This window comes from Methylobacterium sp. CM6257, assembly GCF_054611515.1.
In genome coordinates, this window is sequence record NZ_CM137735.1 from 222,714 (window position 1) to 235,974 (window position 13,261).

The window sequence follows — 13,261 nt, forward strand, 5'->3', positions numbered from 1 at the left end:
CGCGCTCAGTCGATGACCGGCGCGCAGATCGGCGCGGCGACCCCTGGTACCGGCGTCACCACCACGTCGATCCCGTAAATCAGGCGCAGCAGCGCCGGGGTGACCGTCGCGGCTGGCGGCCCGCAGGCGGCGAGGCGGCCGTCATGCAGGGCGATCACCCGGTCCGCGCAGAGCAGGGCGTGATCGGGATCGTGGGTCGAGAACAGGACGGCGATGCCGGCCCGCGCCAGACGGCGGATCTGCCCGAGGACGCGGGCCTGATTGCCGAAGTCGAGGCTGGCGGTCGGCTCGTCCATGATCAGGAGCCGGGGCTCGCCGCTCAGCGCCCGCGCGATCAGGGCGAGCTGCCGCTCGCCGCCGCTGATCTCGGTGTAGACCCTGTCGGCCAGATGCCCGATCCCCAGCGTGGCGAGGGCCCGCTCGGCCGCCGCCGCGTCGGACGGGCCCGGGGAGGCGAATGGCCCGAGCCGGCTGGCGCGTCCCATCACCACCACCTCGCGCACCGTGAACGGGAAATAGGCCGCATGCGCTTGCGGCACGGAGGCGACGGTCCGGGCGATCTCCCTGCGCGACCGGCGGAACAGGTCCGCACCGTCGAGCTCGACCCGCCCGGCCCGCACCGGGAGCAGGCCGAGCAGCGTCTTGAACAAGGTGGTCTTGCCGCCTCCGTTCGGCCCGAGGAGGCACAGCACCTCGCCCGCGTCGAGGCCGAACGACACGCCCGCGCCGACGTTCCGCCTGCCATAGCCGAAGGCGAGGTCCTCGACCCGCAGCATCAGGTGAACCCCCGGCGCCCGGCCGCCAGCAGCCACAGGAAGAACGGCGCGCCGACCAGAGCCGTGAGGATGCCGAGCGGCACCTCGACCGTCCCGGCCGTGCGCGCGATCAGGTCCACGGCCAGCAGGTAGCCGGCCCCGAGGGCCAGGGACGCCGGCAGCAGGCGGCGGTAATCCGGCCCGACGAGCAGCCGGGCGATATGCGGCACGATCAATCCGATCCAGCCGATGACGCCGCTCATCGAGACGGCGGCCGCCGTGATCAGCGTCGCGCCGGCGATCAGCACCGGGCGGAGTGCCTGCGTCTCGACACCGAGCGCGCGGGCCTCCTCGTCGCCCAGGCTCATCAGGTTCATGCGCCAGCGCAGCAGCACCAGCGGTGCGAGGCCGAGGAGCATCATCGGCAGGACGGCACCGACATCGCCGAGGGTGACCGAGGACAGGCTGCCGAGCAGCCAGAAGGTGATCGCCGGCAGCTGATTGTAGGGATCGGCGAGAACCTTCAGGAGCGAGATGCCCGCCCCGAGAACCGCGCCCACCGCGACGCCCGCCAGCACCAGGGTCAGGACCGGATCGTGGCGCCGCACCGCGAGCCCGACGCCGTACACCGCTGCCACGGCGCCGAGGCCGCCCAGGAAAGCGAGTGCCTGGATCGGGGCGACTGGCAGGCCGAGATAGATTCCCAGCACGGCCCCAAGCCCGGCCCCGGCCGAGACGCCGAGGATGTCGGGCGAGACCAGCGGGTTGCGGAACAGGCCCTGGTAGGTCGCTCCCGCCGCCGACAGCGCCGCGCCGACGACGAGGGCCGCCACGACCCGCGGGAGGCGCACCTGCATCACCACCGTCTCGGCCGCCGCCGGAGCCCGCGCCGGCAGGCCGAGCAGCCGGTGGCCGAGCACGCCAGCCAGGTCCGCGAGTGAAACCGGGTACTTGCCGACCGCGAGCGCGAACAGGCTCAGCCCCAGAAGCGCGAGCCCGGACAGCACCGTCGTCGAAAGCGCCGGGAGGCGGCGCGCCGATGCCCGTCCCGCGGCGGCCGCGTTCCGGCTCACTGCGCCGAACCCGGGGCCGCCGGGGCGAGGAGGGAGGCGGCCTGCGCGGCGTCAAGGTCGACGTGGTAGAAACGGCGGTAGTAGGCCCTCACGACGTCCGGCATCGGCTCCGGGAACAGGTCCGGATGGAGCAGCCCGGCCAGCCAGCGCAGGCCGATCAGCCGGTTGACCCCCGGCGGCGCATCGAACCACGGGAACGGCTGGAGCGGTGCGACGTAGATCCGGCCCGATTGCACGGCCCTCACGTCCCGCCAGAGCGGATCGGTGTGCAGGGAGGCCGCGAAGGCCGGGTCGAGGGTCACGATCACGTCCGGATTCCAGGCCAGCACCTGCTCCGGGGAGACGCGCCCGAGCCGACCGTCGCCGCCCTGCGCGACGTTGCGACCGCCGGCCGCGTCCACCAGTTCGGTGTTGATCGAGCCGGCAAACCCGGTCTCAAGCCCGCGCGGGCCGCGGGCGTAATAGACCCGCGGCCGCTTCTCCTCGGGCAGGGACCCGACCGCCTTCGCCACCGTGTCGGTCAGATCCCGCGAAGAGGCTGCCAGGGCATCCGCGTCGGCCTGTCGGCCCAGAGCCGCTCCGAGCTGCCGGTAGGTTTCGGGTGTCCGCGCGAAGCTGCCGTCGAGCAGGATGTAGGGGATGCCCGTCTGTGCCTGGACCCGGTCGGCGAGCGAGGCGTAGGTCGGCCCGAGGCTGCCCGCATCGACGATCAGATCGGGCTTGGCGGCCAGCACGGCCTCGACATTGGCGGTGCCGCCGCGCCCGGTCAGGCGCCCAAAGGCCGGGAGCGTCCGGGTGCGGGGCTCCAGATACGGGAGCGCCTCGGGCCGCGGGGCGCTCACCCAGCCGGCCAACAGGTCGGGCGCCAGAGTGTAGAGCAGCACCGAGGCGGGAGGGCCGGCAGCCAGCACCCGCTCGACCCGGTCGGGAAGCTCGACCGTGCGGCCCGCCGCATCGGTGAAGGGCCGTGCCGCGGCTCCGCCGGCGAGCGCGAGGAGCAGGGTCAGCACGCCGGCGAGCGAGGCGCCGCGGCCGCGTCCGGGCGCGAACAGCATCAGGCGGACTTGCGCTCCAGGATCTCGATCAGCGCTCCGTCCGGCCCCTCCACGAAGGCGATCCGCAGGCCCGGCCCGCGCTCGGTGATGCCGGTCCGCACCGGAACATTCCGGGCGGTGAGATCGGCCATCGCCGCCTCGATATCGGCGACGCGCAGCCCGATATGCTCGATCCCGAGGCAGGGGGTGCGGGTCGCGGGCGCGGTCTCGGCGGGTGCCTGTTCGATGAACAGGGTGAGTCCGCCGAGGTCGAGGACGACGCGCTGCACCGGGGCGTCGCCGACGCGCTTCACCTCCCGCGCCCCGAAGGCCTCGACGTAGAAGGTGGCGGCCCGCACGGCGTCGCGGCTGCGCAGATGGACGTGGTCACAGGCGTATTGCATCGGGTCCCCGGTCTTCCGCGATTTGACTTCGGCGCAGGCTGGCGCAGGACGCGCATCTCGATCGCCGTCTCACACTAAGGCCCTGTGCGCCTCGGGACGAGATCCGCCGCTTGACGCAACGCACGAACCCGCAGAGTTTTGCCGCTGAGACCGTTGCAGGGATGCAACATCCTTCCCACATCGGGGTGGAGACCCCACACCGCACAGCCAAGAGATCCATGCGCAATCCCTACGACGTGCTGGGCGTGGCCAAGGGGGCGAGCGAGGCCGAGATCAAGAAGGCCTATCGCAAGCTCGCCAAGGACTTCCACCCCGACCGCAACAAGAACGACGTGAAGGCCAAGGACCGGTTCGCCGAGGCAAATGCGGCCTACGAGATCCTGGGCGACGCCGAGAAGCGCAAGCAGTTCGACCGCGGCGAGATCGACGCCGAGGGCAGGCCGCGCGCCACTGGCTTCGAAGGATTTGGCGGCTTCGGCGGCGGGCGGGCAGGCGGCTTCGACTTCGAGAACATGGCCCGTAGCCGGCAGGGCGGAATGGGCGGCGGGATGGGCGAGGACATCTTCTCGCACATCTTCGGCGAGGCGTTCCGCGCGGGCGGCGCCGGCCCTGGCGGTCACCGCCAGGCGGCCAAGGGCGAGGACGTGGCCGCCGAGCTGTCGGTCACCCTGGAACAGGTCGCCAGCGAGGAGAAGCTGCGCCTCTACCTGCCCACCGGGCGGGAGGTCGACGTGGTCATCCCCCGCGGCGTGGTCGACGGCCAGACGATCCGGCTCCGCGGCCTCGGCCAGAGCGGCGGCCCGCGCGGCGAGCCCGGTGACGCGCTGCTCACCATCAAGATCCGGCCGCATCCCCGGTTCACTGTGGACGGCTCCGACCTGCGCACCACCGTCGATGTGCCCCTGGAGGATGCCGTCCTTGGCGGGACGATTCGCGTGCCGACACTCACCGGCGCCGTCGAGATGAAGATCCCGGCGATGACGAGTTCCGGCCGCACCTTCCGCCTGCGCGGAAAGGGGCTGCCGAAGAAGGACGGCACGCCCGGCGACCTGTTCGCCACCACGGCGATCGTTCTGCCTCAGGGTGAGGATGCGGCGCTGATGGAGTTCGCCCGCGGGCGCCGGGCCGCCAAGGCAGCGTAAGCCTGTCAGCGCGTAGAGGCGCCCCGGACTTCCGTCGCCGGGCCGCCTCCGCTAAGGAGGCCCCCCGGCCCTGAGAAGGGCCGCGCGGCTTCGGGATCGATCATGGCGGAACACGGGCAGGGCCTTCTGGCGGGCAAGCGGGGCATTGTTCTCGGGGTCGCCAACAACCGCTCGATCGCCTGGGGCATCGCCCGCAGCGCCCGCGCCCACGGAGCGGAGCTCGCCTTCACCTACCAGGGCGACGCCCTGCGCAAGCGGGTCGAGCCCCTGGCCAGGGAACTCGACGCCCACGTCATCGGCCATTGCGACGTGACCGAGGCGGCCACGATTGACGCCGTGTTCGAGGAGGCCGCCCGGGTCTTCCCCGAGGGCATCGACTTCGTCGTCCACTGCGTCGCCTTCTCCGACAAGGACGAGCTGACGGGCCGCTACATCGAGACGTCGGAGGAGAACTTCACCAAGTCGCTCCTGGTCTCGTGCTACTCGTTCACCGCGGTGGCCCAGCGCGCCGAGAAGATCATGCGCCCGGGCGGCTCCCTCGTGACGCTGACCTATTACGGCGCCGAGAAGTGGATGCCGCATTACAATGTGATGGGCGTGGCCAAGGCGGCGCTTGAAGCCTCGGTCCGCTACCTCGCGGCCGATCTCGGCCCGAAGAACATCCGTGTCAACGCGATCTCGGCCGGTCCGATCAAGACGCTGGCCGCCTCGGGGATCGGCGATTTCCGCTACATTCTGAAGTGGAACGAGTACAACGCGCCCCTGCGTCGGACCGTGACCATCGGCGAGGTCGGCGAGACCGCGGCCTACCTGGTCTCCGACATGGCCGCCGGCATGACCGGCGAGATCCTGCACGTGGATGCGGGCTACCACGTCGTCGGCATGAAGAACCCCGAAGCGCCGGATCTGACCCTCGACAAGGAATAGGCTCCCGTCCGAGAGGCCGGGAGCGTTCACGACTGGCCGGGGAAGTCCGGAAACGTCGCGTCGAAGCGCGCCGCCCGCCTCAATCCGGGATCGTCAGATCCGAGATCCCTTTGGGGGCCTCGGGGTATCGCGGGTCCATCGCCTCCAGCGTATCCGCCACCGTCTTGGCGATCACGTAGTTGCGGAACCACTTGTGGTTGGCCGGCACCACCAGCCACGGGGCGTGCGGCGTCGAGCAGCGGGAGAGCGCGTCGGCAAAGGCCCGCTGGTAGGAATCCCAGGATTTCCGCTCGACCAGATCGGCCGGGTCGAACTTCCAGTGCTTCTCCGGCTTCGCGATCCGGGCCTCCAGGCGCTTCTTCTGCTCCGCCTTCGAGATGTGCAGGAAGAACTTCAGGACGGTCGTGCCCGACTCCGTGAGGAGCTGCTCGAAATCGTTGATCCGGCCGTAGCGGCTCTGCCAGACCGCATCCGGGACCAGACCCTTCACCCGCACCACCAGCACATCCTCGTAATGGCTGCGGTTGAACACCCCGATCATGCCGCGTCCCGGCGTCCGGGCATGGTAGCGCCACAGGAAGTCGTGATCGAGTTCGTCGCTCGACGGCACCTTGAACGAGGTCACGGTGCAGCCCTGGGGGTTCACGCCCTTGAGCACCGTCCGGATCGTTCCGTCCTTGCCGCCGGTGTCGATCGCCTGGAAGACCAGCAGCAGGCTACGGGCGCGCTCGGCATAGAGCCGCTCCTGAAGCGCGCTGATGCGCGCGCGCTCCGTTTCCAGCGCGGTTTTCGCCCAGTCCTTGTCGAGACCGCCATCGGCATCGGCATCCACCACGGCGAGGTCGAAGCGCGTCCCCGGCTCCACCGCAACGATGCCCGCGGCGGCGAGGATCGGGATCTGGCGGTGCGCGCCGATCGCCGCCGGCACGGTGCCGGCGATTGTGTCGATCATCCCGGCCCAGCGGGCCGTGGAGGGCAGGTGCGCGGGCGGCGTCCCGTGCCGGTCCTCCCGGTCTGTCACGTCTTCGTCGCGCTTCTGGCCGCGATGATGCTTGCCGTGCTTCTTCGACATAGGGCAGGACCTGTTTCCGGACGGAGCCGACCGACGGCGAGAACGGCCGGCAATCCTGGCCGTTCCGAATACCTGCGCAGGACGGGGTTTGAGACCGTTGGTCACGATCTACTTCATCCGCCACGGCCAGACCGACTGGAACGCCGAAGGACGCCTCCAGGGCGGCCGCGACACCGACCTGAATGCCCAGGGCGAGGCGCAGGCCGCCGCCGTCGCCGAGCGCCTCGCCGCCCTGGCCGGCCCGAAGCTGAGCGATGCGGATTTCGTCGCCAGCCCGCTCAAGCGCACCCGGCGCACCATGGAGATCCTGCGGACGACGCTCGGCCTACCCTCGGAGGCCTACCGCACCGACCCGCGACTGCGCGAGATCGGCTTCGGAAGCTGGGAAGGCTCGACCTGGGCGGAGATCCGCCGCCGCGACCCGGCCGGTGCCGCGGGGCGCGACCGGGATCGCTGGCACTACCGTCCACCCGGTCTCGGCGCCGAGAGCTATGCCGCTCTGGTCGAGCGCGTCGGTCCGGTGCTCGCCGGCCTGAAGCGGGACACGGTCGTCGTCGCCCATGGCGGCGTCGCGCGGGCAGCCCTGGTGGCGCTGGGACATCTCGACGTCTACGCGGCGCCCCGCCTCGGGATCCGGCAGGGCGAGGTCCTGATCCTGGAGCCGGACGGATGGCACTGGGGTTGATCACGTGCACGGGCGCAGTGCAAAGCCGCCTCGATAACGGCACGATCGGCGGGCTATAGGGCGGACGCCACGGAAGGCACCGGCCCGAGCGGCCGGCCAGCGGAGCAGCGGATGAGCGACGTCGCCGAGAAGACCCGGCCCGGACCGGCTGCCGGGGAGCGCGAGCGTCCCGGCACCGGGGCGGCTGTCCTGCGCGGCGAGCACCGTCCTGACCTGATCCGCGACGAGGTGCTGTCCGAGATCTTCCTGCATTCGGCGACGGGGCGGCCCGACCATCCGTGCCTGATCGATGGCGCGCGCGTGGAAGCGGGCGGCGTGCACCCGCACCTCACCTACAGCGAGGTCGCCGCCCGGGCCGGGCGGGTCGCCGCTGGCCTCGCCCATCGCGGGATTGGCCCCGGAGATGTCGTCGGCCTCTGGATGGCCCGCGGCCCGGATCTCCTCGTGGCACAGATCGGGATCACGCTGTCGGGGGCCGCGTGGCTCCCCTTCGACGCCGAGGCCCCGGCGGACCGGGTCGGGGTCTGTCTGACGGATGCCGCCGCCAAGGCGTTGCTGGTCTCCCCGGCGCTGGCCCCGTCCGCGCCGGACGCGGCGCCGACCCTGACCCCGGCGGATCTCGATGCCGCCACCCCGGCCGACGCGCCGGTCCCGGATCCGCGCGCCGCCGGCCTGACGCCGGATCACCCCGCCTACCTGATCTACACCTCGGGCTCGACCGGCGTGCCGAAGGGCATCGTCATCAGCCACGCCAACATCTGTCACTTCCTCCGGTCGGGGAACGCGCTCTACGGGATGCGCGCCGACGACGTGGTGTTCCAGGGCGCCTCGGTGGCCTTCGACCTCTCCATGGAGGAGATCTGGGTCCCGTACCTCGTGGGTGCGACCCTGTTCGTGGCGAGCCCGGCCATGATGGGCGACGTGGAAGCGCTCCCCGGCATCCTGGAGGCCGAGCGCATCACGGTGCTCGACACCGTACCGACCCTGCTGGCGATGATCTCCGGCGACCTGCCGACGGTGCGCTTGGTGCTCCTGGGCGGCGAGGCGCTCCCGGAGCCGCTGGTCGCCCGCTGGGCGACGGCCTCGCGCCAGCTCTTCAACACCTACGGGCCCACGGAGGCCACCGTGGTGGCCACCGCCGCCGAGATGCGGCCCGGCGAGCCGGTCACCATCGGCGGCCCGATCCCGAACTACTCGGTCTACGTCGCCGGCGAGGATCTGAGCCTGCTCGGTCGCGATCAGCAGGGCGAGCTTCTAATCGGCGGCCCCGGCGTAGCCCGCGGCTATCTTGCGCGGCCCGAGCTGACGGCGGAAAAATTCATCGCCAACCCCTTCGCGTCGGACGGGACCGATCCGGTCCTCTACCGCTCGGGCGACGCGGTCTCGCTGGATGCGGCGGGGCGGATCGTCTTCCACGGCCGCATCGACGATCAGGTGAAGATCCGCGGCTTCCGCGTCGAGCTCGGCGAGATCGAGGCGCGGATCCGGAGCGTCCCGGACATCAACCAAGCCGCCGTCGTGCTGCGGCAGGACGACGGCGTCGACCGCCTCGTCGCCTTCCTGATCCCGGAACGGGGCCGGTCGATCGACACCGCCGCCCTGCGCCGGACACTCGCCGGGCAGATGCCGCCCTACATGGTTCCCGGCCATTTCGAGGTGGCCGAGACGCTGCCGCGGCTGACCTCCGGCAAGGTCGACCGCAAGGCCCTCAGGATCGCTCCGCTCACGGTGGCCGCCCCGGACGGCGAGCAGGAGCCTCCCGCCAACGAGACCGAGGCGGCCCTCGTGGCCGCCGCCAAGCAGGTCTTCGGCAACCAGCCGATCCCGCTGGAGGGCGACTTCTTCGCCGATCTCGGCGGCCATTCGCTGCTCGCTGCCCGGTTCGTCTCGGCGGTGCGCGAGAACCCGGCGCTCGCCGGCATCACCCTGCCGGACGTCTATGCCCTGCGGACCGTGCGGGCGATGGCCGATGCGCTGATCGCCCGCACCGGCGGCATGGGCGCTTCGGCCGCGATCCGCGACCTGAGCTTCGACCCGCCGCCGCTCCTGCGCCGGGCCCTGTGTGGGCTGGCGCAACTCGTGGCTCTGCCCTTCGTGATCGCGCTGGCCACCGCGCAGTGGCTCGGCATGTTCGTCACCTACCTGCTGCTCACCGGCGGGGGCTTGAGCTTCTTCGCCGAACTCGGGGTGCTGCTGCTTGTCTACGTGGCGATCAACGCCGTGACGGCGGTGGCGGCGGTGGCCGGCAAGTGGCTCGTCCTCGGCCGAACCAAGCCGGGCCGCTACCCGCTCTGGGGAGCCTATTATTACCGCTGGTGGCTCGCGCAGCGGCTGGCCCCCCTGGTCCACGTGAAATGGCTCCAGGGCTCCCCGGCCATCGCCTTCTATCTGCGGATGATGGGCGCCAGGGTCGGCCGCGACGCCCTGATCTCCGATATCGAGATCGGCGCCCCCGATCTCCTCACCATCGGGGATGGCGCCTCGCTCGGCGGCCGCCTCGTCATCGCCAACGCCGAGATCGTCGGCAACGAGCTGGTGATCGGCCCCGTGGAGATCGGCGCCGACGCCGCGATCGGGACCTCGTGCGTGATCAGCCACGACACCGTGATCGGACCCCACGCCGAGATCGGTGACCTGACCACCATCCCGGCCGGCTCGCGGGTCGGACGCGCGGAGCGCTGGGACGGCTCGCCCGGGCGGAAGGTCGGGATGGCCGATCCGGCCGCATTGCCCGAATCTGCCGATGCCTCATGGGGACGGCGTACCGCCTTCCTGGCCGCCTATCTCGTGCTGCTCGGCGCGATCCCGGCGGTCGGCTTGCTGCCGATCTTCCCGGCCTTCTTCATCTTCGACCAGATCTCGGACTCGCTCTCCGACATCACGGACGTGGATTACCACTGGTACCTGCCGATCCTCACCTGGCCCACCGCCATGCTGATGACCGCCGGCACGGTGCTGCTGATCGCCGGCATCCGCTGGATCGTGCTGCCCCGGACACGGTCGGGCACGTACTCGGTCCATTCGCTATTCTACCTGCGCAAGTGGTCGCTCGCCCTGGCCGTCGAAGTGACCCTGGAAACGCTCTCGTCGCTGTTCGCCACCGTCTACATGCGGGCCTGGTACCGGCTGATGGGGGCCCAGATGGGCCAGGGCGCCGAGATCTCGACCAACCTGGCGGGCCGCTACGATCTCGCGGTGGTCGGCGCGAAGAACTTCATCGCCGACGAGGTGGTCTACGGCGAGGAGGAGATCCGGCGCGGCTGGATGCACCTGGAGCCGGTGCGCACAGGGGCGCGGGTCTTCGTGGGCAACGACGCCGTGGTGCCGCCCGGCGCGGTCATCCCGGATGACGTGCTGATCGGCATCAAGTCGAAGCCCCCGGCGAACGACGCCATGAGCCCCGGCGAGACGTGGTTCGGCTCGCCGCCGATCCGGCTGCCGGCCCGGCAGAAGGTCGATCTCGGATCGACCGCCCACACCTACGAGCCGGGGCTCTGGCCGAAGGTCCGGCGCGGCGTGTTCGAGGCCTTCGCGACCTCGTTCTCGCCCATGCTCTACATCACCCTCGCGATCACGGCGATCGACTGGTACTTCTACCCGGCCATCCTCGAGGAGGACTGGGTGGGGCTGGCTGTCAGCTTCGTCGCCGTCAGCGTCGCCATCGCGCTGATCCAGTCGTCGGCAGTCATCGCCATGAAGTGGCTGCTCATGGGCGTCTACAAGCCCGGTATGCGGCCGATGTGGTCGTGGTGGGCGATGCGCACCGAGGCTATCGCGGTGGCCTATTGGGGACTCGCCGGCAAGGTGCTGCTCGAGCACCTCCAGGGCACACCGTTCCTGCCCTGGGTGCTGCGCCTGTTCGGCGTGAAGGTCGGCAAGGGCGTGTGCATGCTCACCACCGACATCACCGAGTTCGACTGCGTCACCATCGGTGATTACGCCACCATCAACCGCGTCTCTGCGCTGCAGACCCACCTGTACGAGGACCGGATCATGAAGATCGGCCGCGTCGTCGTCGGGCGCGGCGTATCGGTCGGCGCGTTCGCGACGGTGCTGTACGATACCAAGGTCGGCGACTACGCGCGGCTGCGCCCTCTCACCATCGTGATGAAGGGCGAATCGATCCCGGCCAACACCGAATGGGAGGGCGCGCCCGCGGTCCCGGTGATCCACGCCGCCCAAATCTGAGGCGCACCCGGGCGCGCGTTGAACAGTCGGATCCCAACTCTCAGCCTCGCGTGGCCCGACGAACCTAACGTGGCTCGGGGCGATCCGGCTATCCTCACGCGAAGCCCGTATTCCAGGCCTGTCTTCGGGACGGCGGCTGATTATTTACATTTTACGATCATCGCAGGTATGCTGTCTTAGTCACGCCATGTCAGACTGATATTTGTCTTTCTCAGCTGTCGGACGGGCTTGTTCGGCGGCGAGAGGAGGAGGGTGGACGTTGGTACGTCCGGGCTGGAGATCGATGGACCGCCGTGCACCTTGACCCGGCCACCTTGCTGATCGTCAGTTCCGCGACGACCTTTCTGGTCGGCGCGCTGTTCCTAGCCTCCTGGCGACAGGCGCCGGAATCGAGCGCTCTGGCCCTCTGGGGAACGGCGCATCTGATGGGCGCCTTCGGCTCCGCCGGCCTCGCCCTGCGCGGCCAGATCCCCGATCTGCTCTCGGTCGGGCTGGCCAACGCAGTGGTTCTGGCGGCCTACGGGCTGATCTGGAGCGGAGTCCGCTCGTTCGAGGGTCGGCCGGCCCGCCTGGGCGGTGCGCTCGCGGGCGCATTCATCTGGTGCGGGCTCTGCCTGATTCCGGCCTTCTACGAGTCGATCGCGACGCGGATCATCTACGCCTCGGCGGCGGCGACATTCTACTGCGGCGCGGCCGCCCTGGAGATCTGGCGCGGCCGCGCTGAACGCCTCGCCTCCCGCATCTCGGCCGTCGCGGTATTGGGGCTGCAGGGCCTGTTCTACCTCGTTCGGATCCCGTCGACCGTCTTGGCGCCGCCCAATCTCGGGCCGAACCCGCTCACCTCGCCCTGGGTTGCGATCCTGTGCTTCGTCACCATGCTGTTCGCTATCGCCTCGGCCTTCACCTTCATGGCACTGGTCAAGGAGCGGGCCGAGCGCGAGCAGCGCATCGCCGCCTCCACCGATGCGCTGACGGGCGTGCCCAACCGACGCGCCTTCGCGCAGACCACGCAAGCTGTTCTGGCCGGACATCGGGAGGCGGCCCTGCTGCTGTTCGATCTCGATCGGTTCAAGACCGTCAACGACGTTTATGGCCACGCGGTGGGCGACGCGGTGCTGGTGGGGTTCTGCGCCATGGCCACCTCCCTGCTGCCGCGCGATGCGCTGCTCGGGCGCCTGGGCGGAGAGGAATTTGCCTGCCTCTTGCCGGACGTCTCCCCCACGGAGGCGCTGGCCCGGGCCGAGGAGCTGCGCCGGACCTTCGCGCGGATCTCCGTGCCCGAGCTTCCCGACCTGCGCGTCAGCGTCAGCATCGGGATCGCACAGGCGCGCGAGGGGATCGGGTTCGAGACGTTGATGCGGCGTGCCGACGCCGCGCTATACGCCGCTAAGAACGGGGGACGCGACCGGGTCGCCGTGGCCGAGATCGTCGCGCAGGCCGCCTGAATCCGGCGCGGCGGTCTCGGCCCCGTAGGGATGTCAGGCGCGGGCGGGAGGAGGCCGACGCCGATCCATGGCCGTCGTGCCCTTCATCGTGACGGTTCCCCGCGCGATGAGACGACGTCACGGCCTCGACGCCTGGCAGCCGTGGACTGAAGGCTCGGCTGGGGCTATCGCGCGCAGGCAGCCGGGCTCGGCTTCCGCGGAACCGTCTCCTTGCTCCGAGCCGGCGGCCCTCCGCCTCCCGTCCGGACACGCGCCCTGCCGAGCCGAGGTCAGTCCCGCCAGCGAAGGCGCTGGGGCGGGTCTGACCGGAGATCGAACATGGACGAATCGACCCGCATCGATCGCCTGGAGATGCGCCTGACCGAGCAGGACGCTGTGATCGAGGATCTGAATCGGATCGTCACCGAGCAATGGCGGCTGATCGACCGGCTCGTCCGTCAGGTCGAGGCTCTGCGGGATCAGATCGAGGAGGCGGCCGCGCGGGCTGCCCCGCGCGGTCCGGAACCGCCGCCGCCACATTATTGATGGCGCCGGCC

General features: G+C 70.5%; 11 protein-coding genes. 6 read left to right on the forward strand and 5 right to left on the reverse strand.

The genetic code is table 11. The features are described from left to right. Positions 1-5: 5 nt before the first annotated feature. From ACYCO6_RS01170 to ACYCO6_RS01185, 4 genes are read right to left on the reverse strand one after another with little or no spacing between them, the layout of a single operon-like run. Positions 6-779, reverse strand: coding sequence for an ABC transporter ATP-binding protein (locus ACYCO6_RS01170; protein WP_459773393.1), 774 nt, complete (start codon positions 777-779; stop codon positions 6-8). Beyond that, complete coding sequence (locus ACYCO6_RS01175) at positions 776-1,828, reverse strand: FecCD family ABC transporter permease (RefSeq protein WP_459768535.1); 1,053 nt, start codon at positions 1,826-1,828, stop codon at positions 776-778. Before ACYCO6_RS01175 ends, ACYCO6_RS01170 begins: the two co-directional genes overlap by 4 nt. Then, positions 1,825-2,883: an iron ABC transporter substrate-binding protein gene (locus ACYCO6_RS01180; protein ID WP_459768537.1), complete on the reverse strand. Its 1,059-nt coding sequence runs from the start codon at positions 2,881-2,883 to the stop codon at positions 1,825-1,827. Before ACYCO6_RS01180 ends, ACYCO6_RS01175 begins: the two co-directional genes overlap by 4 nt. Continuing rightward, positions 2,883-3,266 carry a VOC family protein gene (locus ACYCO6_RS01185; protein WP_459768538.1) on the reverse strand — a complete coding sequence of 128 codons (384 nt, stop codon included), beginning with the start codon at positions 3,264-3,266 and terminating at the stop codon, positions 2,883-2,885. Before ACYCO6_RS01185 ends, ACYCO6_RS01180 begins: the two co-directional genes overlap by 1 nt. 218 nt (positions 3,267-3,484) lie before the next feature. Between ACYCO6_RS01185 and ACYCO6_RS01190 the strand changes: the two genes are divergently transcribed. Then, entirely contained in the window at positions 3,485-4,408 is a 924-nt protein-coding gene (locus ACYCO6_RS01190) for a DnaJ C-terminal domain-containing protein (RefSeq protein ID WP_459768540.1), read from the forward strand. A gap of 102 nt (positions 4,409-4,510) precedes the next feature. After that, positions 4,511-5,335, forward strand: a complete 825-nt coding sequence (fabI, locus tag ACYCO6_RS01195) for an enoyl-ACP reductase FabI (protein WP_459768542.1) — start codon at positions 4,511-4,513, stop codon at positions 5,333-5,335. Between the two features lie 79 nt (positions 5,336-5,414). Here the strand turns inward: fabI and ACYCO6_RS01200 are convergent, their stop codons facing one another. Further along, complete coding sequence (locus ACYCO6_RS01200; protein ID WP_459768544.1) at positions 5,415-6,407, reverse strand: polyphosphate kinase 2 family protein; 993 nt, start codon at positions 6,405-6,407, stop codon at positions 5,415-5,417. A 97-nt stretch (positions 6,408-6,504) separates the two neighbouring features. Between ACYCO6_RS01200 and ACYCO6_RS01205 the strand changes: the two genes are divergently transcribed. The 4 genes from ACYCO6_RS01205 (at position 6,505) to ACYCO6_RS01220 (ending at position 13,250) form a co-directional block, all read left to right on the forward strand. Next, positions 6,505-7,092, forward strand: coding sequence for a histidine phosphatase family protein (locus ACYCO6_RS01205; protein WP_459773395.1), 588 nt, complete (start codon positions 6,505-6,507; stop codon positions 7,090-7,092). 111 nt (positions 7,093-7,203) lie between these two features. Then, complete coding sequence (locus ACYCO6_RS01210; protein ID WP_459768546.1) at positions 7,204-11,280, forward strand: Pls/PosA family non-ribosomal peptide synthetase; 4,077 nt, start codon at positions 7,204-7,206, stop codon at positions 11,278-11,280. A 293-nt stretch (positions 11,281-11,573) separates the two neighbouring features. Beyond that, positions 11,574-12,725 (forward strand): GGDEF domain-containing protein, encoded by a 1,152-nt coding sequence (locus ACYCO6_RS01215; protein WP_459768547.1) that lies wholly within the window; start codon positions 11,574-11,576, stop codon positions 12,723-12,725. A 318-nt stretch (positions 12,726-13,043) separates the two neighbouring features. Next, the gene (locus ACYCO6_RS01220; RefSeq protein WP_459768549.1) at positions 13,044-13,250 is read left to right on the forward strand and encodes a SlyX family protein; all 207 of its coding nucleotides are present in this window, start codon (positions 13,044-13,046) and stop codon (positions 13,248-13,250) included. Positions 13,251-13,261: the final 11 nt, after the last annotated feature.

Excerpts from the sequence above, each read along its gene's own strand:
- ACYCO6_RS01180 (WP_459768537.1), bottom strand. The coding sequence starts at position 2,883 with ATGCTGTTCGCGCCCGGACGCGGCCGCGGCGCCTCGCTCGCCGGCGTG.
- ACYCO6_RS01185 (WP_459768538.1), bottom strand. The coding sequence starts at position 3,266 with ATGCAATACGCCTGTGACCACGTCCATCTGCGCAGCCGCGACGCCGTG.
- ACYCO6_RS01190 (WP_459768540.1), top strand. The coding sequence starts at position 3,485 with ATGCGCAATCCCTACGACGTGCTGGGCGTGGCCAAGGGGGCGAGCGAG.
- fabI (WP_459768542.1), top strand. The coding sequence starts at position 4,511 with ATGGCGGAACACGGGCAGGGCCTTCTGGCGGGCAAGCGGGGCATTGTT.
- ACYCO6_RS01200 (WP_459768544.1), bottom strand. The coding sequence starts at position 6,407 with ATGTCGAAGAAGCACGGCAAGCATCATCGCGGCCAGAAGCGCGACGAA.
- ACYCO6_RS01210 (WP_459768546.1), top strand. The coding sequence starts at position 7,204 with ATGAGCGACGTCGCCGAGAAGACCCGGCCCGGACCGGCTGCCGGGGAG.
- ACYCO6_RS01220 (WP_459768549.1), top strand. The coding sequence starts at position 13,044 with ATGGACGAATCGACCCGCATCGATCGCCTGGAGATGCGCCTGACCGAG.